We start from the raw sequence: 21,724 nt of genomic DNA on the forward strand, positions 1-21,724 counted from the left end.
AGCCACCTCGGGAGAACCTACCCATGCACCAATGGACCCTAGCCACCCTCCTTCTCGCAGCCGGGGCCGCGCATGCCGCTCCGCTATCCATCCCCCTGAATGCCGTGGATAGCAGCGGCGTCGGCAAGCCGGTTGGCACCGTGAAGGTCGAACAGAGCCGCTACGGCTTGATCTTCACTCCTGCCCTGTCCGGCCTGGCGCCAGGCATCCACGGCTTCCACGTGCACGCCAAACCGGACTGCGCACCGGGCAGCAAGGATGGTCAGCCCTCTGCCGCCGAAATGGCCGGCGGCCACTGGGACCCGGACGGCACCAGCAAGCACGGCACGCCCTGGCAGGACGATGCCCACCGCGGCGACCTGCCGCCACTGTATGTGAACGCCAATGGCAAGGCCGAGCAACCGGTATTGGCGCCACGCCTGAAGAGTCTCGATGAACTGAAGGGCCATGCCCTGATGGTGCACGCGGGCGGCGACAACCACGCCGACCACCCCAAGCCACTCGGCGGTGGCGGTGCACGCGTGGCCTGCGGGGTGATTCGTTAAATGAAGGCTGCGAGCCTCCAGCCCTTATGGAGGCTCGCCGCAAACGTCCTTTCACGATTACTCGTCGCGACGTAGATCCGGCGGAATCGGCAGGTCGGGCAGCGGCCCAGGGCGCTTGCCCTTGCCGGAACGGAACTGCTTGAGCTGGTAGACATAGGCCAGGACCTGCGCCACGGCCAGATACAACCCAGCGGGAATTTCCTGGTCCACTTCGGTGGAATAGAACACTGCCCGCGCCAGGGCCGGCGACTCGAGCAGCGTGACCTTGTGCTCCTGGGCGATCTCGCGAATCTTCAGCGCCAGGAAGTCGCCACCCTTGGCCAGCAGCATCGGCGCATTGCCCTGGGTCGGGTCGTACTTCAAAGCCACGGCGAAGTGCGTCGGGTTGGTGATCACCACGTCGGCCTCGGGCACCTGCTGCATCATCCGCCGCTCGGCCATCTGCCGCTGCAACTGACGGATCTTCGACTTGACCTCGGGCTTGCCCTCCGCGTCCTTGTATTCGTCCTTGACCTCCTGCTTGGTCATCATCAGCTTCTGCTTGGTATCCCAGAGCTGGAACGGCACATCCACCGCAGCGATCAGAATTAGACCGCAGGCCATCCACAGCAGGCTCCAGCCAACCACTTGCATGGCATGCAGAATCGCCGATTCGACCGACTCGTTGGCAATGGCCAAGAGATCGTCCTGATCCGACTTGAGCACCGCCAGGGCCACCAGCAGTATCACCACGAACTTGGCCAGCGCCTTGAGCAACTCCACCAGAGCCTTGGTGGAGAACATACGTTTGAGCCCCTCCCAGGGGTTCATACGACTGAACTTGGGCATCAGCGCCTCACCGGAGAACATCCAGCCGCCCAGAGCAATGGGGCCGATGATGGAGGCGATCAACAGCACGATGAGAAACGGCTGCAACGCCACTAACGCCTCCATTCCAGTGCTGAGCAGGTAGCGAGCCATTGCTCCCTCGTCCTGCAGCACATCGCGCGGCAGGGAGAAATTGCCGCGCATAATGCCCAGCATGGCCCTGCCCATCTGCGCACCGAACATCAGCAATGCCGCTGCGCCGGCGAAGGTCACCGCCAGAGTGCTGAGCTCCTTCGACCGGGCAATCTGGCCTTTCTTGCGCGCCTCTTCCAGGCGCTTGCCAGTAGGTTCCTCGCTCTTGTCCGCGCCGCTTTCGCTCTCAGCCATGCTTGAGCCTCCTCAGCGAACGCGCGCCAGTTCGCGCAGTTGTTGCAAAGCCTCGCTGGTCAGCACCTGGAAGTGCGCGAGGAAGTCGGAAAGCCCTATCCAGAAGATGCACAAGCCCAGCACCAGGGTCAGCGGGAAGCCGATGGAGAAGATGTTCAGCTGCGGCGCCGCACGGGTCATCACACCGAAGGCCAGGTTGATGATCAGCAGTGCGGTGACCACCGGCAGCGCCATCAGCAGGCCGGCGGCAATCACCCAAGTCAGCTTGCCGGCCAGGGTCCAGTAATGGTCGAGCAGCAGCCCCTCACCTACCGGCAGGGTCACGAAACTCTCCGCCAGTACCTCGAACACCACCAGGTGACCGTTCATGGCCAGGAACAGCAAGGTCACCAGCATCAGCAGGAACTGGCCGAGCACTGGCACCGACACACCGTTGGCAGGATCGACCATGGAGGCGAAGCCCAGGCCCATTTGCATGGCGATGATCTGCCCTGCCACAGTGAACAGGTGGAAATACAGTTGCAGCATGAAGCCGAACATCACCCCGATCACTACCTGCTCACCGATCAGCAGCATCGACTGCAGACTGATGGAGTCCACCTGCGGCATGGGCGGCAGGGTCGGTGCCAACACCAGGCAGATGGCCAGCGCCAGGTACAGACGCACCCGCGCCGGAACCAACTGAGTCCCGATGACTGGCATGACCATCAACATGGAGGCGATGCGGAATAGCGGCAGGAGGAATTGGCCCACCCAGCCGCCGATTTGCGCGTTGGTCAGCTCGAGCATCAGCCGATCAACAGCGGAATGTTCTGCACCAGCGTCTGGGTGTACTCCATCAGCTCGCGCACCAGCCAGGGACCGGCCCAGATCAGGGTAAGCAGCATCACCAAAAGGCGCGGGATGAAGCTCAGGGTCTGTTCGTTGATCTGCGTGGCGGCTTGGAACATGGCCACCAGCAGGCCCACCAGCAGGCTCGGCAGCACCATCAAGCCAACGATCAGAGCAGTCAGCCAGAGTGCTTCACGGAACAGGTCGACGGCAACTTCAGGCGTCATCTGAGCGTCCTCTATATCGTGCCGAAACTACTGGCCAGCGTGCCCATGATCAGCGCCCAGCCATCGATCAGGACGAACAGCATGATCTTGAACGGCAGGGAAATGATCAGCGGTGACAGCATCATCATACCCATGGCCATGAGGATACTGGCCACCACCATGTCGATGATCAGGAACGGGATGAAGATCATAAAGCCGATCTGGAACGCGGTCTTCAGCTCGGAAGTGACGAAGGCCGGGATCAGGATGGTCAGCGGCGCCGCTTCGGGGCTGGCGATGTCGGTGCGCTTGGACAGGCGCACGAACAGCTCGAGGTCCGAGGCACGGGTCTGCGCCAGCATGAACTCCTTGATCGGCCCCTCCGCCTTGGTGATCGCCTGTTGCGCTGGTAACTGCTCGTTGAGGTAGGGCTGCAGGGCGTCCTGGTTAATCTTGTCGAACACCGGAGCCATGATGAACATGGTCAAAAACAAGGCCAGCCCGATCAGAATCTGGTTCGACGGGGTGCTTTGCAGCCCCAGCGCCTGGCGCAGAATGGAAAATACGATGATGATCCGGGTGAAGCTGGTCATCAGCATGACGAACGCCGGAATGAAGCTCAGCGCCGTCATGATCAGCAGGATCTGCAGGCTGACCGAGTATTCCTGCTGGCCTTCGGCGTTGGTGCTCAGGGTGATGGCGGGAATCGACAGCGGGTCGTCGGCGCCAAACGCCAGCGGGGCGGCGATGACCAGCAACAGGGTCAGCAGAATGCGCCAGGCGCTCATTCCTTGTGGTCCTTCTGGTCCTTGCCGAGCAGCTCCATCAAGCGCTGGGCGAACTCCGGTGCGGCAGGTTGGGCATCACCGACGCTCACCGGCTCCTTGAGCACGTGCAGTGGAGTGATACGCCCGGCGCTGATGCCCAGCAGGATCTGCTCACCGCCGACCTGTACCAGCAACAGACGATCACGCGGCCCCAGGGCCTGGCTGGATACCAGCTTGATCGCCTGATTGCCGCGCGGACCGATCTGCTGCACCCGGCGCAGCAACCAGGCCAGGGCGAAGATCAGCCCCACCACCAGCAATAGGCCAAGCATCAGCTGGACCAATTGGCCACCAATATCACTACCGGCAACGGGGGCGGTGACCGCCTTGGTCGCGGGCTCGGCCGCCAGCACCGTCAAGGGCGCCAGCAGGAACAGACTGCAGATTGCACGGATCATGGTTCAGCGCAGCTTCTTGATGCGTTCGCTGGGGCTGATCACGTCGGTCAGGCGAATGCCGAACTTCTCGTTGACCACCACCACCTCGCCGTGGGCGATCAGGGTACCGTTGACCAGCACGTCCAGCGGCTCGCCGGCCAGGCGGTCCAGCTCCACCACCGAGCCCTGGTTGAGCTGCAGTAGGTTGCGGATGCTGATCTCGGTGCTGCCCACTTCCATGGAGATGGACACCGGAATGTCGAGGATCACGTCCAGGTTCGGACCGTCCAGCGACACCGGACCGTTGCCCGGCTTGGGCGCCGCACCGAACTCTTCCATGGCCATGCGTGGCGCCGCCGGCGCCGCCGCTGCGCCCTGGTTCATCAGCGCATCGATATCGGCCTGGCCGGCGTCATCGCCTGCCTCGGCAAGGGCCGCGGCCCACTCGTCGGCCAGGGCCTGCTCTTCTGGGCTGGTGCCTTCGTTTTCGTCTGCCATCGCTCTACCTCGGCTGGCTATCCATCTGGTATCTGGAGAGCCGGGAACGCTACCCAGCCAACCACCTAATCTATTTCTGCCTGGCGCAACACCGCGCTTAGCGCAGGCGCTCCACCGGCTCGAGAACTTGCAGGGCCAGGTTGCCCTTGTGGGCGCCCAGCTTGACCTTGAAGGCCGGCACACCGTTGGCGCGCATGATCATCTGCTCCGGCAGCTCCACCGGAATCACGTCGCCGGGCTGCATGTGCAGGATGTCCCGCAGCTTCAGCTCGCGGCGCGCCAGGGTGGCGCCGAGCGGCACGTTGACGTCGAGGATGTCCTCGCGCAGCGCCTTGATCCAGCGCTCGTCCTGGTCGTCCACATCGGACTGGAAACCGGCGTCGAGCATCTCGCGGATCGGCTCGATCATCGAATACGGCATGGTGATGTGCAGGTCTCCGCCACCGCCGTCCAGTTCGATATGGAAGGTCGACACCACCACCACTTCACTCGGGCTGACGATGTTGGCCAGCGCCGGGTTCACTTCCGAGTTGATGTACTCGAAGTTGACGTCCAGCACCGCATGCCAGGCTTCCTTGAGGTCGATGAAGGCCTGGTCGATGACCATGCGCACCACGCGCAGCTCGGTCGGGGTGAACTCGCGGCCTTCGATCTTGGCATGGCGGCCATCGCCGCCGAAGAAGTTGTCCACCAGCTTGAACACCAGCTTGGCGTCGAGGATGAACAGCGCGGTGCCACGCAGCGGCTTCATCTTCACCAGGTTGAGGCTGGTCGGCACGTACAGCGAGTGCACGTATTCGCCGAACTTCATCACCTGCACCCCACCCACCGCCACATCGGCGGAGCGGCGCAGCAGGTTGAACATGCTGATACGCGTGTAACGGGCGAAGCGCTCGTTGATCATTTCCAAGGTCGGCATGCGTCCGCGGACGATGCGATCCTGGCTGGTCAGGTCATAGCTCTTGACGCTGCCAGGCTCGCCAGCGTCCTCGGTCTCGACCAGGCCATCGTCGACACCATGCAACAGCGCGTCGATTTCGTCCTGTGACAGCAGGTCTTGTACGGCCATGGTAGCTCCCGCTACTGCAACACGATGTTGGTGAACAGAACCTGTTCGACCACAGTTTTACCGGTTTCCTTCTGCGCCAGCTCCTGCACCACCGCGGTGGCCTGGCTGCGCAGCATCTCCTTGCCGACCGGCGTCATCAGCGCGCCGAAGTCCTGACCGGAGAACAGCATGACCAGGCGATTGCGGATCAGCGGCATATGCACTTTGAGCGCATCCAGTTCAGCCTGGTTGCGCGCCATCAGCGCCACGCTGACCTGCATGTAGCGCTGCCGGCCCTGGAACTTGTAGTTGGCGATGAAGGCCGGGGCGATGGCCTCGTACAACGCCGGCTGCTTGACCGGCGCCGCAGCCTCGCTGCTGACCTCTTCCGCCGGTTTCTCCTCTGCACCGCCCTTGTCCTTGCCGAGGAAGAACAGGGTCGCGCCCACCGAGCCACCGACTGCTAGCAGCAGTATGACGACGATCAGGATGATGAGTTTGAGCTTGCCCTTGCCGCCGGCTTTTTCGCCGCCATCGGCCGCCGGGGGTTTGGGAGCCTGTTTCTTTGCCATGCCAGAAATCCGTCGCTTTTCGGTGTTTTGTCCACAGTCAAGGGCTTAGGAGCAAGTGTTATGCCACCTTGTAAACAAGATAGCCCCTCCTGTGCACCCCGACACAGGCTGCCGATATACCAAGGCAACGACCGCCTGTCACCCGAAAACGACTGCGCCCGGTGCTTTTATCAGTACCAGGCGCAGCTTCTTGCACAGCCAGCGAACCGGCGTCAGGCGTAGTAGTCCACCAAACCACGCGGCGCAGCACCGCCGGATGAGGTGCGGATCTCGCTGACACCGCTGAGCACTTCTTCATCGCCAGAGCCGCCCATACCGCGGCCGCCGGAGCGCCGCTGCCCCTCCTCGCCGCCACCCTGGGAGCTGCGCGCCATGGACTGGTCGGAGACGTTCACGTCCAGCTGGTTCATGCCTTGCTGGGCGAACAGCTCGCGCAGCCGGTGCGCCTGGCCTTCCAGCTGGTCACGCACGTTGGCGTTGGCACTGACGAAGGTGACCTGGGCGGCCTGGTCCTTGTTCAGCTCGATACGCACTTCCAGCCGCCCCAGCTCGGCCGGGTCCAGCTGGATCTCGGCGGACTTGAGGTTCTGGCTCGACAGCCACATCACCTTGTCGACCACCGCCTCGCTCATACCGGGATGGCCGACCTGTACCGGCTGGCCGGGCACCAGCGGCAAGCGCTGGGCGGCATTGGTCTGCTGGTTGATGGCCTGGCTCAATGCGCTGAGCTTGTTGGCGAACGCTTCGGCGCGGGCATCGCTCTGCCCTTCGCGGACGCTGGTGGTGCTGTCCAGGCCCTCGGCGAGCAATTCGCTCTCCACACCTTCGGCGGGCACCTCCTCACTGGGCTTGGCATCACTGGAGAACGCGGCCATGGCATTGGCGAAGCCCTGGCTGGCATTCGCCGATTTCTCCGCTGCCACCGCGCCTGGGCTCAGTTGCTGCTGGGTTGCGGCCTGGCCCTGAACTTCCGCATCCAGGGCCAGCTTCGCCCCTGGCAGCCCGGCGAACAGGTCCACTTCAGGCTCCTGGCCGGCTTCCGCGGACGCGGCAGTCGCCACATTGCTGTTGAGCAACATGCTGGCCTGGAGCAATGGGTCGACCTCGCCGCCTTCCGCATCAACCTCAGCAGTCAAGGCAGGATCGACGGTCTCTGCCGTCGGCAACTGGCCGGTCATGGCCATCAGCAGGAGAGGATCGACACCCTCCTCACTCGCATCGGCCGTTTCATCCGGCAAGCCCTTGCCGCTTTCGGCAACCGCGGGCTCTTCGGCGGCAGCGTCGGCCTTCGGCTCGCCGGCCGTCTTGGCGTCGGCCGAGCGCTCCTCGGCAGCCTTGGCGCTGGCTTCCTTGCGCTCAGCAGACTTGGCCTGGCGCTCCTTGGCGTACACCTCAGCAAAGCTGGAAGCCTCGCTATTGCTGGGCTCCGGCGTATTAGCCGGGGCCTTGGCAGGAGCAGCCTTTGGCCGTACTTCAGGCGCAGACTGGAGCAGGAAATCGGGTGCAACGGACATGGGTACTCTCCGTTAGTGATGGATCGTACCGGGGATAGAGCAAGGGCCGGGCCAACTTTGCCAATGGCCCATTACGCGCTCAGCTGTAACGCTGGCGCTCGGACTTGAGCAGGATGCGCACGATGGCGAATTCGCGGCCGATCTGCTCGATCAAGACCGGCGCTTCCTCCAGCCGCTCGCGCCGGGCGGCCTCCTCCAGCTGCTTGCACAGCCCGGCCAGCAGCGGCGCGCCCATGTTGCTGCAGCTGCCCTTGAAGCTATGCGCAGCCAGGCGCAGTGCCTGCGGGTCGCCGGCGATCATGGCCTCGTGGATGTGGCGCTGGCGCTCTTCCGAGTCGACGACGAACGTATCCAGCAGCACGGGGTACTCCTCCCCCATGACATCCAGCAGGGAAGCCAACACGTTCTGGTCGAGGTGGATATCGGACACCGGCTCACTCCATGATCGGGGAAGCGGTGATTATGCCTGAGATCAATCGCGTATTGGCCATGCGCCATCAGCGCTGGTCGCCCTGATCAGGCCGACCAGCGGAACTCCACCACAGCGCCGCGCCCATCGGGTGACCACTGGCACTGATCGGTCAGTTGGCGAATCAGGCGCAAGCCTCGGCCACTGAGGCATTCGCTGCCCTGCTGCCTAGCCATGGCCCGTGCTACGTCGAAGCCCGCGCCACTGTCCTGCACGCGGATGCGCAGGCAGCCACCGGCGGCCTCCGGCAGCAGCTCCAGGTCGAAGCGCACGAAGCCATCGCTCAGGGCCTGCAAGCGCTGAGCACGCTCGCGGTAGTACTGCGCGAAGCCCTGGGCATCCGACTTGAGTCCCGAGTCCAGCCCCAGCACGCCGTGCTCCAGGGCATTGGAATACAGCTCGGCCATCACCGTGTAGAGCGCCCCGCCCTGCGCGCGCAGGCCGCGCACCTCCATTAGCAGTTGGAGCAGGAACGGCAGCGGATTGAAGCGCTTGAGCGCCGCCGCGCGGAACTCGAAGCCGGCCGACCAGTCCAGCGGGCTGCTCTGACCACTGTCGGAAAACGCCAACGGTGGCCGAGCCAGCGCGCCGTCGTCGACCATGCTCAGCTCGATCATGCTGACGTCGTCCTGCGCCTCACCGCGGAAGGCCACCAGGGCCGACTGAATCTCGGCGAACAGACGCTCGGGCGCATGCTTGGCGGCAAATACCTGCAGCAGGCGTTCCTCGCCAAACAGCTGATCCGCCGCATCGAGGGTCTCCAGCACGCCATCGGTCAGCAGGAAGATGCGGTCACCCAGCTGCAGCGGATGCACCTCATAGGACTCGTTGAACGACGCCGGGTCCAGCACCCCCAGCGGTAGATGACGCGACACCAGCGGCACCCGCTCGCCACTCGCCGCGCGTAGCAGGTGGCCGTCTGGCAGGCCGCCGTTCCACACTTCCACCACGCGGCGCTGGAAGCTCAGGTTGAGCATGGTGGCGCAGCAGAACACGCCCACGGGCAGGATGCGCTTGAGCTTGGCGTTCATCTCGCGAAGGATTTCCGCCATGGAGAAGCCCTTGGCGGTCATGCCGTAGAACACCTCGGCCAGCGGCATGGCACCAATCGCCGCCGGCAGACCATGGCCGGTGAAGTCGCCGAGCAGCACATGCATGCCGCCGGAAGGCTTGAACGCGGCCAGCAGCAGGTCACCGTTGAACAGGGCGAAGGGCGATTGCAGGTAGCGGATATTGGCAGCGCTCAGGCAGCCGGAATGCGCCACCTTGTCGAACACCGCCTTGGCCACGCGCTGCTCGGTGAGCAGGTGCTCGTTGTGCTTGGCGATCAGGTCGCGCTGCTGCAGCACCGTCTGCTGCAGGCGGCGCAGGCGATCCATGGCGCTGATCTTGGCCTGCAGGATGATCTGGTTGTAGGGCTTGGCGAGGAAGTCGTCGCCGACCTCCAGGCAGCGCACCAGCGCCTCGTTCTCGGTCAGCGAGGTGAGGAAGATGATCGGCACCAGCGCCTCGCCAGAAATCTCCTTGATCCGCCGCGCAGCCTCGAAGCCGTCCATCACCGGCATCATGGCATCCATCAGCACCAGCTGCGGATGCTCCTGCTCGAACAGCGCCACCGCCTCCAGGCCATTACTCGCGGTGAGCACCCGGTGGCCCTGGCGGCTGACGATGGTGGACAGCAGCATGCGGTCCGCCGCGCTGTCCTCGGCGATCAGAATGGACAGGCGGTTGGGCATGGCGATCAGCCGATCTGGAACAGCTGTTCGAAGTTGGAGATGGAGAGGATCTTGCGCACGTCGGGGTTGCAGTTGACCAGGCTGATGCGCGCGTGGTCGCCGCCGGCATGGTCACGCAGCAGCAGAAGCATGCCGAGTGCAGAACTGTCCAGGTAGGTGGCCCCCTTGAGATCCACCACATAGCGCTTGGGAGTAGCGCTCACTCGCTCGTAGGCATCACGAAATTCCTGGTGCGCGGAAAAGTCGAAGCGACCCTGGATCTGAATGGTCAGCTCCTGTCCGTCGCCCGAGGGCAGCGCGGTGATAGCCATGTAGCACTCCTTGTTGGTTCTTTGTGCAGAAAGAAGATTTAGCACCCGCCGATGACGGCGGCAACCGCGATCAGCCCTGATCGCGCTGAGGTAAACGCTGCGCAAGCTCGTCGAGCAGCTTCTGCTCGCGCCTGTCCTCGGCGGCACGCGCCTCGTCCAGATAGCGTTGCACCAGCTTACGCAAGCCTTCGACTCGAGCATAGCGCTGCTGCCAGAGAGCCCGAGCCTTCTCAAGATTCTGCCGGTGCCAGTTGATGCTTTGTAGTTGTTGGCCGATGGCCGTTTCCAGCTGGCTGAGAAAGCGCTGGTAGTTCATCAACCACTGGCCGGAAACGCCCTTGCTGCCCTCGGTGATCCACTGCTGCTGGTAGTCACCACGATAGCGCTCCAGCTCGCCCAGTTGGGCCTCGGCCTTGGCCAAAAGGCCCTGCATGTGCGCCATCTGCCGGGCAGCTTCGCGCTCGGCGCGCTCGGCCATTTCCACCACCGGCGCCAGGCGCGCGGCACGACTGTTGGCCATCTATCAGGCCTGCGCCTGCGGATTGAACACCTGCGCCAGTTGGCCGACGCTGTCGTTCATGGACACGCTCTCGCCCAGGCTCTGGCGCAAGTAGCGGGCCATGGCGGGCTGGCGCGCAATGGCCAGGTCGGTGTCAGGGTCACCGCCGGCGACATAGGCGCCGACGCTGATCAGATCGCGGCTCTGCTGATAGCGCGACCACAGCTGCTTGAAGCGCTGGGCCAGCTTGAGGTGCTCGGGGCTGACCACCTGCGGCATGACCCGGCTGATCGAGGCCTCGATGTCGATGGCCGGATAGTGCCCCTCTTCGGCCAGGCGCCGCGACAGCACGAAGTGGCCATCGAGCACGCCGCGCGCGGCGTCGGCGATCGGGTCCTGCTGGTCGTCGCCCTCGGAGAGCACGGTGTAGAAGGCGGTGATCGAGCCACCACCCTCCTCGGCATTGCCGGCACGCTCCACCAGCTTGGGCAGTCTGGCGAATACCGAAGGCGGATAGCCCTTGGTCGCCGGCGGCTCGCCAATGGCCAGGGCGATCTCGCGCTGGGCCTGGGCGTAGCGGGTCAGCGAATCCATCAGCAACAGGACGTTCTTGCCCTTGTCGCGGAAATATTCGGCGATGCGCGTGCAGTACTGCGCGGCGCGCAGGCGCATCAGCGGCGCCTCGTCCGCCGGCGAGGCGACCACCACGGAGCGCTTGAGGCCCTCCTCGCCGAGGATCTCGTCGATGAACTCCTTGACCTCGCGGCCCCGTTCGCCGATCAGCCCGACCACGATGATTTCCGCCTCGGTGAAGCGCGTCATCATGCCCAGCAGCACCGACTTACCGACGCCGGTACCGGCGAACAGGCCCAGGCGCTGACCACGCCCCACGGTGAGCAGGCCGTTGATCGAGCGGATGCCGACATCCAGCGGCTCGCTGATCGGGTTGCGGTTGAGCGGGTTGATGGTCGGACCATCCATCGGCACCCAGTCCTCGGCCTTCATCCCGCCTTTGCCGTCCAGGGCGCGGCCAGCGCCGTCCAGCACGCGGCCGAGCATGGACATGCCCATGGGCAGGCGGCCGGTGTCCGGCAACGGCACCACGCGGGCGCCAGGGGCGATGCCGGCCAGGCTGCCGACCGGCATCAGGTAGATCTTGCCGGTGGCGAAGCCCATGACTTCGGCCTCCACCTGCACCGGGTGATAGCTGTCGTCGTTGATCACCAGGCAGCGGCTGCCCAGGGCGGCGCGCAGGCCCTCGGCCTCCAGGGTCAGGCCGACCATGCGCAGCAGGCGCCCTTCCACCACCGGTTGGGTCGGCAGCTCGACAGCCTCGCTGTAGCCAGCCAGGCGCTTGGCGAAACTGATGCGCTCAAGGCGCATCGGGGGACTCCAGATCGACCTGGATATCGGACTCTGGCGGGTTGCTCACCTGCGCCCGCTGCTGCTCGAACAGCTGCTTGAGGGCCATGGCCATACGCGTCTCGACGCTGGCATCGATGCGGCTGTGCTCGCTCTCGACCCGGCAGCCGCCAGGCTGCAGGGACTCGTCCTCGAGGATGCGCCAGGTCTCTTCGTGGCGCTCGCGCAGGGCTTTGACCAGCTCGAAGTCCTGCGGGTGAATGTGAATACGCACGTTGCTGGCGCCCATGGGCAGCAGCTTCAGCGCCTCGCGCAGCACGTGGCGAATCTGGCTGGAATCAGTGGCCAGCTCGCGCTGGATCACCTGCCGGGTCATCTGGCTGACCAGGTTGACCAGAGCCTTCTCCAGCTCCTGATCCTGCTCGGCGATGGGCTCCAGCAGATGCGCCATGACCTGTTCCAGCTGGGCGATCTTGTCAGCCAGGGCAAGGTCCGCCTCCTGCTTGGCCTTCAGCTGGCCGGCGCGGAAGCCGTCTTTCTCGCCGGTGGCGAAGCCCTCGTTGTAGGCGTCCTGGCGGATCGCTTCGAGCTCGTCCAGCGTCAGCGGCTTGACGTCCTCGACTGCGACCTCCTCGACCTGCGGCTGCTCGGGCGCTTCGGCCTCGACCACAGGCTCCGGCTCGGGCTCGGCCGGCGTCTCGACTTCGGGGTCGAAGCTAGGCAGCGACCAGCGGTCGAACCCCGCCACGTCCTTGGCGCGAATCAGCTCGCTCTGTGCATCCTTGGGCGCCATGGCTTAGATCATCGCCTCGCCGCCGGCACCGCCGAGGACGATCTCGCCGGATTCGGCCATGCGTCGGGCGATGGTGAGGATTTCCTTCTGTGCCGTCTCGACTTCGCTGACGCGCACCGGGCCCTTGGCCTCCAGGTCGTCGCGCAGCAGCTCGGCGGCACGCTTGGACATGTTCTTGAACACCTTTTCCTTGATGCCGTCGTCGGCGCCCTTGAGCGCAAGCACCAGGATGTCCGAGGACACCTCGCGCATCAGCGCCTGGATGCCACGGTCATCGACATCGGCCAGGTTGTCGAAGACGAACATCAGATCCTCGATCTGGCTGGACAGGTCCTCGTCCACCTCGCGGATGGAGTCCATCAGCTGACCCTCCACCGAACTGTCGAGGAAGTTCATGATGTCTGCCGCGCGCTTCACGCCACCCAGGTTGGCGCGCGTGGTGTTGGCGCTGCCGGAGAACTGCTTCTCGAGGATCTGGTTGAGCTCCTTGAGCGCTGCCGGCTGCACGGTGTTCAGCGAGGACACGCGCAGGATGATGTCCAGGCGCACCTTGTGATCGAAGTGGCTGAGCACTTCGCCGGCCTGGTCCGGATCGAGGTAGGCGACCACGATGGCCTGGATCTGCGGGTGCTCGTAGCGGATCACGTCGGCCACGGCGCGCGGCTCCATCCACTTCAGGCTGTCCAGGCCGCTGGTGCTGCCGCCGAGCAGGATACGGTCGATCAGGTTGCCGGCCTTGTCCTCGCCCAGCGCTGCGGTGAGCATCTTGCGGATGTAGGCGTCGGAGCCAACGCCTAGGCTGGTCTGGTCGCCGACGATCTCGACGAACTCGCCCATCACCTGCTCGACCTGCTCGCGTTGTACGTTGCGCATGCCGGCCATGGCCACGCCGACCTTCTGCACTTCCTTCGGCCCGAGATGACGCAGCACCTGCGCCGCATCCGTCTCGCCAAGCGACAACAGGAGGATGGCGGCCTTCTCGGTCTTGTTCAGCTTGGCTGCGGGGCGATTGTCACTCATCGGCGTTGATCCACTCTTTGACTACCTGGGCCACGCGGCCCGGATCTTCCGCCACCAGGCTCTTGATGGCGTTCAGTTGTGCATCATACCCCTCGGAGGGGCTGGGCAGCAGGATGCTCTGCGGTCCGCCCAGGCTCACGCGATCAGAGGACAGCTCGCCTTCCAGGCCACCCATGTCGCCCAGCTCCACATCGCCATCGCCGCCTTCGCCACCACCGGCGCGGGCCGGGTTGGTGATGTTGTTCAGCACCGGGCGCAGCACGCCGAACACCAGGACCAGGATGAACAGCACGCCCAGTACCTGTTTGACGATGTCCCAGAACCAAGGTTGCGAGTAGAACGGAATTTCGATGTTTTCCTCGCCGGTCTCGGCGGAGAACGGCGCGTTGATCACGCTGACGCTGTCGCCGCGGCTGGCATCGAAGCCCACCGAGTCCTGCACCAGGCGGGTGAAGCGGGCCAGGTCCTCGGCGCCCCAAGGCGCGCGGGTGACCTCGCCGGTCTCGGCGTTGACGTTGACCTTGTCATCCAGCACCACGGCCACCGACAGGCGCTTGAGGCGGCCCTGCTGCTGCTTGGTGTGGCTGATCGAGCGGTCCAGCTCGAAGTTGCGGGTCGACTGCTCGCGCTTGTCTGCCGGGTACGGCGCCAGCATCGGCTGGCCGGTGGCCGGGTCCATGATCTGCGCGCCGTTGGCATCCAACAGCGGCTGGCCGGCGGCGACCGGACCGGCCGGAGCCGGGGCGGCAGCGGCCTGCTCCGGCGCGCTGGCAGCGCCCGGCGGCTGGTTGCTCAGCGCGCCCGGCACGCCCTGCGGCGGCAGGCTGCTGGAGCGTTGTTCGTTGACCTGCTGCTCGCTGCGCAGCGCCGGCTGGTCGGGGTTGAACATCTCGGAGGTGGACTCCACCGAGCTGAAGTCCACGTCAGCAGACACTTCGGCCTTGTAGCGGCCGCTGCCCAGCACCGGTTGCAGGATGTTGTGCACGCGCTGGGTGAACAGGGTTTCCATGCGGCGGGTGTAGTCGAACTGCTTGCCGGCCATGGTCAGCTCGGACAGCTCCTGCTGGTCGGACAGCAGGTTGCCCTTCTGGTCGACCACGGTGACCTGGGACTTGGTCAGCTCGGGTACGGAGGTCGCCACCAGGTTGACGATGGCCATCACCTGGCTCGGCTCCAGCGTACGGCCTGGGTACAGCTCGACCAGTACGGAGGCGGTGGGCTTGCGCTCGTCACGAACGAACACCGAGCTTTTCGGGATGGCCAGGTGCACGCGGGCACCCTTGACGTTGTTCAGGCTGGAGATGGTGCGCGCTAGCTCACCTTCCAGACCACGGCGATAACGGGTGGCCTCCATGAACTGGCTGGTGCCCAGGCTCTGCTCCTGGTCGAGAATCTCGAAGCCGACATTGCCGTCGCTCGGCGCCACGCCGGCGGCGGCCAGTTTCATGCGGGCGCGGCCGAGGTCGTCGGACTTGACCAGCAGCGCACCGGAGTTCGGCTCGACGGTATAGGCGATGTCGGCGGCGTTCAGCACGTCCATCACCTGGCTGCTGTCCATGCCCGCGAGGTTACCCAGCAACGGCTTGTAGTCCGGCTGCTGCGACCAGAGCACGACGGCGAAGCCGATGGCCACGCTGGCGGCCAGGCCGACCAGCAGGCCGATCTGACGCAGCATGGACATTTCCGAGAGATTCTCCAGGAATGCCAGCCCGAACAGCGGCTTCTTCGGTTCGTCGGCGCCGGTGGTGGCGGGTACGTTTGCAGCGACAGCTTCAGCCATGTTTCAAATCCGCCCTATTAAACCGGCATCTGCATGATGTCTTGATAGGCCTGAACCAGCTTGTTGCGCACCTGGGTCATGGCCTGGAAGGAAACGCTGGCTTTCTGCGAGGCGATCATCACGTCGGTGATGTCCACGCCGCCCTGGCCCATCTCGAAAGCCGTAGCCAGCTGGCTAGAAGCCTGCTGGGTCTCGCTCACCTTGTTCACCGCCTGCCCGAGCATTTCCGAGAAGCTCGGCGCACCCGGCTCCGGCGCGCTGACGGCAGGCTTCTGCTTGGCCATGGCCTCCATCTGCATGGAGCGCATTTCCAACATAAGGCGATTGAATTCGACACCCTGGCTCATGACCCTTTCCTCCAACAGCCGCGGTTTTTTGACGCTACGCGGCCTTTGCAGGGGTATGTGCAAGCACAGTGCCAAAAAAGAAAGACCCGCACGAGGCGGGCCAAGAGAGGGTTCGGGGGATAACTGCGGCGGCGTTTAGCTGGCGTAGAGATAGGCCTCTACGTCCATGCCGGCATCGCGCATCTGGGCCAGCTTGTAGCGCAGGGTCCGTGGGCTGATGCCGAGGCGCTCAGCAGCCTCCTTGCGCCGGCCACGCTCGGCGCGCAGGGTATCGATGATCATCTGGAACTCGCGGCGGCGCAGGTCTTCGCCCAGCGCGCCGGCATTTTCCGCGCTCGCCAGCGACTCCTCGATTGGCAGCGAGCTGCTGGCAGGCAAATGGCTCGCCGGCGGCGCAGAGGCCACCAGGCTCACCACCGGAGTGGCCGGCATCGGCGCCATGCCGATGGGCGCAGTCAGGCACAGGTCATGCGGCTGGATCAGCCCGCCCTGCTGCAGGATCAGCGCACGCTGGATGGCGTTGTCCAGCTCACGCACGTTACCCGGCCAGGCATGGGCCTCCAGGGCAGCCCGCGCCTGCGGCGAGAGCTGCACGGCGGCGTGGTTCATTTTTTTGACGTGCTTGGCCAGCAGGCGCTCGGCCAGCGGCAGAATGTCGGCAGGCCGCTCGCGCAGGGCACGCCAGGCCAGCGGGAACACCGACAGGCGATAGTAGAGGTCTTCACGGAAACGCCCCGCCGCCACTTCTCCGGCCAGGTCACGGTTGGTGGTGGCCAGCACGCGGATGTCCAGGCTAATCGGCTTGCGCGCGCCAACCCGCTCGACTTCGCGCTCCTGCAGCACGCGCAGCAGCTTGGCCTGCAGCCCCAGCGGCATCTCGGAAATCTCGTCAAGGAGGATGGTACCGCCATCCGCCAGCTCGAACTTGCCCGGCTGGGCGGCAATGGCGCCAGTGAAAGCGCCCTTCTCATGGCCGAACAGGGTGGCCTCGAGCATGTTGTCCGGAATCGCCGCGCAGTTGATGGCGATGAACGGGCCATCCGCGCGGGTGGATTGCTGGTGGATATAGCGCGCCAGCACTTCCTTGCCGGTACCGGACTCACCGGAAATCAGCACGGTGGAATCACTCTTCGCCACTCGCGCCGCCAATTCCAGCAGTTGCCGACTGGCCGGCTCGCTGGCCACTGGGCCGTCGCTCTCGCTGGCGCCCAGTCGGCCCAGCGCATGGCGGGCCACTAGCTCCAGCAGCGTACGCGGCTCGAAGGGCTTGACCAGATAATCGGCGGCGCCCTGGCGAATGGCGTCGACCGCGCGCTCCACAGCACCATACGCAGTCATCAGCAGCACCGGCAGCTGCGGATAGCGCGCGCGGATCAGGCCGAGCAACTGATGACCGTCCATGCCCGGCATGTTGACGTCGCTGATCACCAGGCTGAATGCCTCTTCACCCAGCGCCTCGATGGCATCTTCCGCACACTCGACGGCGCGGAAATCATGACCACCCAGCAGCAGGGTGTCGGCGAGGGCCTCGCGCAGCGCGCGGTCGTCTTCGACCAGCAGAACCTTGGCGGTCATGGCTTACTCCTGAATATTCGGTTGCGCCGCGTTGATCAGCGGCAATACGAGCGTGGCGCAGGTGCCGCGACCGACACGCGAACGCAAGTTCACTTCGCCCTGGTGGGCACGTACCACCGCCTGGACCACGGCCAGGCCCAGCCCGGTACCGGTGGTTTTGGTGGTAAAGAAGGGCTCGCCGAGGCGAGCCAGGGTGGCGTTGTCGATGCCCGGGCCGTTGTCGCTGACACACAGGCGCAGGCTGTTGCCACGGGCATACAGATGAATCTTCAGGCGCGCCTCACGGCCGGCGGCCTGAATGGCGTTCTCGATCAGGTTGAGCACGGTGCCGACCAGCGTGTCGCGGTTGCATAGCAGCTCGCCCAGGCGTGCATCGCACTGCCAGCGCACGCTCATGCCCAACACATGCGGCTCGGCCGCGCCACGCAGCGCATCGAACAGCGCATTGGGCGCGATGCGATCGGGCAACGGCAGCTCACCACGGGCAAACACCAGCATATCGCGCACCTGATGCTCCAGCTCGTGCAGGCGCTCCTTGATGCGCCCGGCGAAGCGTTGCTGCTGCTCGAATGGCAGCTCCTGCTCCGCCAGGTGGCTGGCGTAGAGCAAGGCTGCAGATAGCGGCGTACGAATCTGGTGGGCCAGCGAGGCGACCATGCGCCCCAGCGAGGACAGGCGCTCGTGGCGAGCCAGCTGGTCCTGCAGGCGACGGGTTTCCGTCAGGTCGGTCAGCAGTACCAGCTGCCCCGGCTCGCCCTGCAGCGAACGGGTGGCAATGGACAGGCGGCGCCCGTCCTTGAGGGAAATCTCGTGCCCGTCGTCTTCGCGCGGCGCGAAGTTGCGCGCAATCACCTCGCGCCAGAGCATGCCGACCAGCGGCCGCCCGAGCAGGCTGCGCGCCACGGGGTTGGCCTCGCGCACCACGCCCTGGCCGTCGATGACGATGACGCCGCCAGGCAGCAGGTCGAGCAGGCTCTGCAGACGCTGGGCCAGACGCTCCTTCTCTGCCAGCTCCTGCATGCGCTGGGCGCTGACCAGGGCCAACTGGCCCTTGAGCTCGTTCACTCGCGCCTCGAGCATGCTGTAGGAGCTGCTCAGCTGCGTGGACATCTGGTTGAACAGGGCGAAGGCCTGCTCCAGGCTGGCACGACTGGCCTGCTCGACAGGCGCGTCGACAGCGGCTTCAGGGGTGGCGGGCAACGGGGCGGCTTGGCTCATGTTCTTCTCTCAACTGTCGAACCGTCGGTAAACGGTCGGTCGAAAGAGACATAGCAATCCCCGTGCCTAAAAATTAATTCATATTTTTCAATGACTTAAAAAACAAAGCCGGAGCTTGCGTCAAAGCTCCGGCTTTATTGAGGCGGGTGAGCGGAGGATCAGTCCTCGTCACCGCCCTCCTCGTCACGACGGCTCATGCCGTACTTGCGCATCTTCTCCACCAGGGTGGTGCGACGAATGCGCAGGCGCTCGGCGGCCCGGGCCACCACGCCACCGGCATCATCCAGCGCCTGCTGGATCAGGCCCTGTTCGAGGTTACCCAGGTAGTCCTTCAGGTCCAGCCCTTCCGGCGGCAGCATCGCGGTATTGGAAATGCCCGGCAGGCCCGCGCCAATCACCGCACGCTCATCCAGCTCCTCGCGGATGCTGATGGCCAGTTGCTCATCCTCGTCATCGACGTGACGGAATTTCTTCGGCAGCTCGCCCACGCCGATCACGCCGTAGGGGTGCATGATCGCCATGCGCTCGACCAAGTTGGCCAGCTCACGCACGTTGCCCGGCCAGTCGTGGCGGCACAGCGACATGATGGCGGCAGAGTTGAAGCGGATCGAGCCGCGCTTCTCGAACTCCATGCGCGAGATCAGCTCGTTCATCAACAGCGGAATATCTTCGACACGCTCACGCAGCGGCGCCATCTCGATGGGGAAGACATTGAGGCGATAGTAGAGGTCCTCGCGGAAGGTCCCCTCCTCGATCATCTTCTCCAGATTCTTGTGGGTGGCGGCGATGATGCGCACATCCACCGACTGGGTCTTGTTGCTGCCGACGCGCTCGAAGGTACGCTCTTGCAGCACACGCAGCAGTTTCACCTGCATCGGCAACGGCATATCGCCGATCTCGTCGAGGAACAGGGTGCCGCCGTTGGCCAGCTCGAAGCGCCCGGCACGGCTGGTGATGGCGCCAGTGAACGCACCCTTCTCATGACCGAACAGCTCGCTCTCCAGCAGCTCCGCCGGGATCGCGCCGCAATTGACCGGCACGAACGGCGCCTCACGGCGCTTGGAGTGGTAGTGCAGGTTACGCGCCACCACTTCCTTGCCGGTGCCGGACTCACCGAGGATCAGCACGCTGGCCTCGGTATCGGCCACCTGCTGCATCATCTGGCGCACCTGGTGAATGGCACGGCTGGTGCCGACCAGACTGCGGAACAGATTGGGCTCGCGCTGACGGCCACGCTCACGCGCCTGGTCGTACATCTCGCGATAGACCTGGGCACGGTGCAGGGAGTCGAGCAACTTGTTGTAGCTGGGCGGCATTTCCAGGCTGGCCAGCACCCGACGGCGCAGGTCCTCTGCCCAATCGGTCGGAACCGGGTCGCCGATCAGCAACAGAGGCAGGTTCTCATCCCAGGTGCTGATCTGCTTGACCAGCTCCAAGGCGCCGCCCTTGGCAGACACATCGCCAAGCAGGACGTTAAGTACTTCACGACTGGACTCGAGCTTGTCGACCGCCTGACGCCAGTCGCTACTGCCGCAGGCCAGATGGTCTTCGCCCAGGAAACCGAGGATCACCGCGAGGTCACGGCGGCGCTCGGCATTGTCGTCAATTAGGAGAATCTTGGTTTCACGCCACATCTTATTCTGGTCTGGCTCGCGGGCTGGAGAAGGAGGTCGCCGAGCAGAAACGGCAATTGGCCACTAGTAAAGTCAAAAATCAGACAAGAGTCAATTTTATGGCGTAATTTTTTCTGTGATTCGCAAGGGCACCCGCAATGGCTTGTAGATGCCCAGGAAATTCGGATGCGGGAACTGCTCAAGTGAACAGCTGATAGACCTTGGCGCCCTGCTGTGATCGGTTGAGCTGTACCAACTCGCCAGCCAGGCGGCGCTGTTCGGCTTGGCAGGTAAGCACCAACTCACGATAAAGATTCAACAGATCCTGCATGCGTTCGCGTAACAGGCCTTCGTCTTGAGCCGCCTCGGCCATAGCCTCGTCGACAGCCTGCCGGCACTGAGCATCCAACTCACCAATAGCGGCCCAGTCGCCGCGAGCGAGAGCATCTCGCAGGGCACTGCCAGTAGCCTCAAGAAGCTGGACAGAAGAACTCATGAATATTTCCCCTTCACTAGCGCAGGTACTCAGTGGCTGATGGCATCCCAGCCGGATTTCACATTGCGCAGCAGACCAGATACTTCATCGATCAGCGCCACATCGTTGCCAATATTGGCCTCGAGCAAACGCGACACCATGTACTCATAAAGACGATCGAGATTAGCGGCCACCTCGCCACCCTGCCGCAGATCGAGGCTCTCACGCAGGCCGCCGATGATGCCAATCGCCTTACTGATCAACTCACCTTTGGTTGCCTGCTGCCCGTGCAACATGGCCCCCTTGGCCTGCGCCAAGCGCGACAGGCCGCCCTCCATGAGCATCTGGATCAGACGATGCGGACTGGCATCGCTGACCTGAGCCTGGGTGTTGACGGTTTGATACTGCTTGAGGGCCGCCATTGCGTTCATGATCACTCCACTGAGTATTGCCTGGATACAGTACTTGTATCGGCAAAGAGATCATCAGCTTTAGCGGCTAGAGGAGCAAAACAGCGATTATTGAGCGGGAGCCGAAGGCTCAACTTCCGGACCGATTCCGTCCCAGGCACTCTTGATCTGAACCAGCAACTGCTGCACCTCATCCAGACTGCGCGGAGTATCGTCCAGGGCAACGCCAGCCAGGCGACGAGTCATGTAGTCGTAAAGTGCGTCCAGATTCTCTGCGATTTCACCACCCAACTGCTTGTCCAGACTGGACTGCAGCACACCAAGAATGGTGATGGTGTTACCAACTGCCATCCCGCGAATTTCCGCGTTGCCTTCGCTTTGCGCCTGACGCGCCAGCATGACACGCTCCAGCGCCCCATCCAGCAGCATCTGCACAGCTCGGTAAGGGCTTACCTCCTGGCTGGTCTTGACCTGCTTGTAGGTGTCGATCGGCTTCTTGCTCAT

At 64.2% G+C, this 21,724-nt stretch carries 25 protein-coding genes; 1 reads left to right on the forward strand and 24 read right to left on the reverse strand.

Annotated elements, in window-relative coordinates:
- Positions 1 to 23 precede the first annotated feature (23 nt).
- On the forward strand, positions 24 to 545 hold the full coding sequence (gene sodC, locus IP89_RS15740) for a superoxide dismutase family protein (protein WP_043310555.1): 522 nt from the start codon (positions 24 to 26) through the stop codon (positions 543 to 545).
- Positions 546 to 602: 57 nt separating this feature from the next.
- On the opposite strand, the gene flhB is transcribed toward sodC, so the two are convergent.
- The 24 genes from flhB to fliS (IP89_RS15860) all read right to left on the reverse strand — a co-directional run bounded on the left by flhB (position 603) and on the right by fliS (IP89_RS15860) (position 21,724).
- Complete coding sequence (gene flhB / locus IP89_RS15745) at positions 603 to 1,739, reverse strand: flagellar biosynthesis protein FlhB (protein WP_043310556.1); 1,137 nt, start codon at positions 1,737 to 1,739, stop codon at positions 603 to 605.
- Positions 1,740 to 1,751: 12 nt separating this feature from the next.
- A complete protein-coding gene (gene fliR, locus IP89_RS15750) occupies positions 1,752 to 2,528 on the reverse strand; it encodes a flagellar biosynthetic protein FliR (protein ID WP_043310557.1) in 777 nt (258 codons plus the stop codon).
- Positions 2,528 to 2,797 (reverse strand): flagellar biosynthesis protein FliQ, encoded by a 270-nt coding sequence (fliQ, locus tag IP89_RS15755; protein ID WP_043310558.1) that lies wholly within the window; start codon positions 2,795 to 2,797, stop codon positions 2,528 to 2,530. The genes fliR and fliQ overlap by 1 nt, the downstream gene beginning before the upstream one ends.
- Positions 2,798 to 2,808: 11 nt before the next feature.
- Positions 2,809 to 3,564 carry a flagellar type III secretion system pore protein FliP gene (fliP, locus tag IP89_RS15760; RefSeq protein WP_043310559.1) on the reverse strand — a complete coding sequence of 252 codons (756 nt, stop codon included), beginning with the start codon at positions 3,562 to 3,564 and terminating at the stop codon, positions 2,809 to 2,811.
- Positions 3,561 to 4,001, reverse strand: a complete 441-nt coding sequence (gene fliO / locus IP89_RS15765) for a flagellar biosynthetic protein FliO (RefSeq protein ID WP_177326888.1) — start codon at positions 3,999 to 4,001, stop codon at positions 3,561 to 3,563. Before fliO ends, fliP begins: the two co-directional genes overlap by 4 nt.
- Before the next feature lie 3 nt (positions 4,002 to 4,004).
- Complete coding sequence (gene fliN / locus IP89_RS15770) at positions 4,005 to 4,478, reverse strand: flagellar motor switch protein FliN (protein ID WP_043310560.1); 474 nt, start codon at positions 4,476 to 4,478, stop codon at positions 4,005 to 4,007.
- Positions 4,479 to 4,575: 97 nt separating this feature from the next.
- On the reverse strand, positions 4,576 to 5,547 hold the full coding sequence (gene fliM / locus IP89_RS15775; protein WP_043310561.1) for a flagellar motor switch protein FliM: 972 nt from the start codon (positions 5,545 to 5,547) through the stop codon (positions 4,576 to 4,578).
- An 11-nt stretch (positions 5,548 to 5,558) separates the two neighbouring features.
- Positions 5,559 to 6,098 carry a flagellar basal body-associated protein FliL gene (gene fliL / locus IP89_RS15780; RefSeq protein ID WP_043310562.1) on the reverse strand — a complete coding sequence of 180 codons (540 nt, stop codon included), beginning with the start codon at positions 6,096 to 6,098 and terminating at the stop codon, positions 5,559 to 5,561.
- Between the two features lie 212 nt (positions 6,099 to 6,310).
- Positions 6,311 to 7,612, reverse strand: coding sequence for a flagellar hook-length control protein FliK (locus IP89_RS15785; RefSeq protein ID WP_043310563.1), 1,302 nt, complete (start codon positions 7,610 to 7,612; stop codon positions 6,311 to 6,313).
- Positions 7,613 to 7,691: 79 nt separating this feature from the next.
- Positions 7,692 to 8,042, reverse strand: a complete 351-nt coding sequence (locus IP89_RS15790; RefSeq protein WP_043310564.1) for an Hpt domain-containing protein — start codon at positions 8,040 to 8,042, stop codon at positions 7,692 to 7,694.
- Between the two features lie 86 nt (positions 8,043 to 8,128).
- Positions 8,129 to 9,817 carry a fused response regulator/phosphatase gene (locus IP89_RS15795; protein ID WP_043310565.1) on the reverse strand — a complete coding sequence of 563 codons (1,689 nt, stop codon included), beginning with the start codon at positions 9,815 to 9,817 and terminating at the stop codon, positions 8,129 to 8,131.
- A 5-nt stretch (positions 9,818 to 9,822) separates the two neighbouring features.
- Positions 9,823 to 10,128, reverse strand: a complete 306-nt coding sequence (locus tag IP89_RS15800; RefSeq protein WP_043310566.1) for an STAS domain-containing protein — start codon at positions 10,126 to 10,128, stop codon at positions 9,823 to 9,825.
- Between the two features lie 70 nt (positions 10,129 to 10,198).
- Positions 10,199 to 10,648, reverse strand: coding sequence for a flagellar export protein FliJ (fliJ, locus tag IP89_RS15805; protein WP_043310567.1), 450 nt, complete (start codon positions 10,646 to 10,648; stop codon positions 10,199 to 10,201).
- Positions 10,649 to 10,651: 3 nt separating this feature from the next.
- Complete coding sequence (gene fliI, locus IP89_RS15810; protein WP_043310568.1) at positions 10,652 to 12,010, reverse strand: flagellar protein export ATPase FliI; 1,359 nt, start codon at positions 12,008 to 12,010, stop codon at positions 10,652 to 10,654.
- Positions 12,000 to 12,782 (reverse strand): flagellar assembly protein FliH, encoded by a 783-nt coding sequence (gene fliH, locus IP89_RS15815; RefSeq protein ID WP_043310569.1) that lies wholly within the window; start codon positions 12,780 to 12,782, stop codon positions 12,000 to 12,002. The genes fliI and fliH overlap by 11 nt, the downstream gene beginning before the upstream one ends.
- A gap of 3 nt (positions 12,783 to 12,785) precedes the next feature.
- A complete protein-coding gene (gene fliG / locus IP89_RS15820) occupies positions 12,786 to 13,802 on the reverse strand; it encodes a flagellar motor switch protein FliG (protein WP_043310570.1) in 1,017 nt (338 codons plus the stop codon).
- The gene (fliF, locus tag IP89_RS15825) at positions 13,795 to 15,582 is read right to left on the reverse strand and encodes a flagellar basal-body MS-ring/collar protein FliF (RefSeq protein ID WP_043310571.1); all 1,788 of its coding nucleotides are present in this window, start codon (positions 15,580 to 15,582) and stop codon (positions 13,795 to 13,797) included. Before fliF ends, fliG begins: the two co-directional genes overlap by 8 nt.
- Positions 15,583 to 15,599: 17 nt before the next feature.
- Entirely contained in the window at positions 15,600 to 15,929 is a 330-nt protein-coding gene (fliE, locus tag IP89_RS15830; RefSeq protein ID WP_043310572.1) for a flagellar hook-basal body complex protein FliE, read from the reverse strand.
- Positions 15,930 to 16,064: 135 nt separating this feature from the next.
- Positions 16,065 to 17,504 (reverse strand): sigma-54-dependent response regulator transcription factor FleR, encoded by a 1,440-nt coding sequence (fleR, locus tag IP89_RS15835; protein WP_043310573.1) that lies wholly within the window; start codon positions 17,502 to 17,504, stop codon positions 16,065 to 16,067.
- A gap of 3 nt (positions 17,505 to 17,507) precedes the next feature.
- Positions 17,508 to 18,722 (reverse strand): PAS domain-containing sensor histidine kinase, encoded by a 1,215-nt coding sequence (locus IP89_RS15840; RefSeq protein ID WP_043310574.1) that lies wholly within the window; start codon positions 18,720 to 18,722, stop codon positions 17,508 to 17,510.
- 158 nt (positions 18,723 to 18,880) lie between these two features.
- On the reverse strand, positions 18,881 to 20,356 hold the full coding sequence (locus IP89_RS15845; RefSeq protein ID WP_043310575.1) for a sigma-54 dependent transcriptional regulator: 1,476 nt from the start codon (positions 20,354 to 20,356) through the stop codon (positions 18,881 to 18,883).
- Positions 20,357 to 20,534: 178 nt separating this feature from the next.
- Positions 20,535 to 20,831: a flagellar protein FliT gene (gene fliT / locus IP89_RS15850; protein WP_043310576.1), complete on the reverse strand. Its 297-nt coding sequence runs from the start codon at positions 20,829 to 20,831 to the stop codon at positions 20,535 to 20,537.
- Between the two features lie 29 nt (positions 20,832 to 20,860).
- The gene (fliS, locus tag IP89_RS15855; protein ID WP_043310577.1) at positions 20,861 to 21,241 is read right to left on the reverse strand and encodes a flagellar export chaperone FliS; all 381 of its coding nucleotides are present in this window, start codon (positions 21,239 to 21,241) and stop codon (positions 20,861 to 20,863) included.
- Between the two features lie 87 nt (positions 21,242 to 21,328).
- On the reverse strand, positions 21,329 to 21,724 hold the full coding sequence (gene fliS / locus IP89_RS15860; RefSeq protein WP_043310578.1) for a flagellar export chaperone FliS: 396 nt from the start codon (positions 21,722 to 21,724) through the stop codon (positions 21,329 to 21,331).

Source organism: Pseudomonas sp. ML96 (assembly GCF_000761545.1).
Taxonomy (GTDB): Bacteria; Pseudomonadota; Gammaproteobacteria; order Pseudomonadales; family Pseudomonadaceae; genus Aquipseudomonas.

Coding starts and splice junctions, on each gene's coding strand:
- sodC (WP_043310555.1), top strand. CDS start 24: ATGCACCAATGGACCCTAGCCACCCTCCTTCTCGCAGCCGGGGCCGCG.
- flhB (WP_043310556.1), bottom strand. CDS start 1,739: ATGGCTGAGAGCGAAAGCGGCGCGGACAAGAGCGAGGAACCTACTGGC.
- fliR (WP_043310557.1), bottom strand. CDS start 2,528: ATGCTCGAGCTGACCAACGCGCAAATCGGCGGCTGGGTGGGCCAATTC.
- fliQ (WP_043310558.1), bottom strand. CDS start 2,797: ATGACGCCTGAAGTTGCCGTCGACCTGTTCCGTGAAGCACTCTGGCTG.
- fliP (WP_043310559.1), bottom strand. CDS start 3,564: ATGAGCGCCTGGCGCATTCTGCTGACCCTGTTGCTGGTCATCGCCGCC.
- fliO (WP_177326888.1), bottom strand. CDS start 4,001: ATGATCCGTGCAATCTGCAGTCTGTTCCTGCTGGCGCCCTTGACGGTG.
- fliN (WP_043310560.1), bottom strand. CDS start 4,478: ATGGCAGACGAAAACGAAGGCACCAGCCCAGAAGAGCAGGCCCTGGCC.
- fliM (WP_043310561.1), bottom strand. CDS start 5,547: ATGGCCGTACAAGACCTGCTGTCACAGGACGAAATCGACGCGCTGTTG.
- fliL (WP_043310562.1), bottom strand. CDS start 6,098: ATGGCAAAGAAACAGGCTCCCAAACCCCCGGCGGCCGATGGCGGCGAA.
- IP89_RS15785 (WP_043310563.1), bottom strand. CDS start 7,612: ATGTCCGTTGCACCCGATTTCCTGCTCCAGTCTGCGCCTGAAGTACGG.
- IP89_RS15795 (WP_043310565.1), bottom strand. CDS start 9,817: ATGCCCAACCGCCTGTCCATTCTGATCGCCGAGGACAGCGCGGCGGAC.
- IP89_RS15800 (WP_043310566.1), bottom strand. CDS start 10,128: ATGGCTATCACCGCGCTGCCCTCGGGCGACGGACAGGAGCTGACCATT.
- fliJ (WP_043310567.1), bottom strand. CDS start 10,648: ATGGCCAACAGTCGTGCCGCGCGCCTGGCGCCGGTGGTGGAAATGGCC.
- fliI (WP_043310568.1), bottom strand. CDS start 12,010: ATGCGCCTTGAGCGCATCAGTTTCGCCAAGCGCCTGGCTGGCTACAGC.
- fliH (WP_043310569.1), bottom strand. CDS start 12,782: ATGGCGCCCAAGGATGCACAGAGCGAGCTGATTCGCGCCAAGGACGTG.
- fliG (WP_043310570.1), bottom strand. CDS start 13,802: ATGAGTGACAATCGCCCCGCAGCCAAGCTGAACAAGACCGAGAAGGCC.
- fliF (WP_043310571.1), bottom strand. CDS start 15,582: ATGGCTGAAGCTGTCGCTGCAAACGTACCCGCCACCACCGGCGCCGAC.
- fliE (WP_043310572.1), bottom strand. CDS start 15,929: ATGAGCCAGGGTGTCGAATTCAATCGCCTTATGTTGGAAATGCGCTCC.
- fleR (WP_043310573.1), bottom strand. CDS start 17,504: ATGACCGCCAAGGTTCTGCTGGTCGAAGACGACCGCGCGCTGCGCGAG.
- IP89_RS15840 (WP_043310574.1), bottom strand. CDS start 18,722: ATGAGCCAAGCCGCCCCGTTGCCCGCCACCCCTGAAGCCGCTGTCGAC.
- IP89_RS15845 (WP_043310575.1), bottom strand. CDS start 20,356: ATGTGGCGTGAAACCAAGATTCTCCTAATTGACGACAATGCCGAGCGC.
- fliT (WP_043310576.1), bottom strand. CDS start 20,831: ATGAGTTCTTCTGTCCAGCTTCTTGAGGCTACTGGCAGTGCCCTGCGA.
- fliS (WP_043310577.1), bottom strand. CDS start 21,241: ATGAACGCAATGGCGGCCCTCAAGCAGTATCAAACCGTCAACACCCAG.
- fliS (WP_043310578.1), bottom strand. CDS start 21,724: ATGAGCAAGAAGCCGATCGACACCTACAAGCAGGTCAAGACCAGCCAG.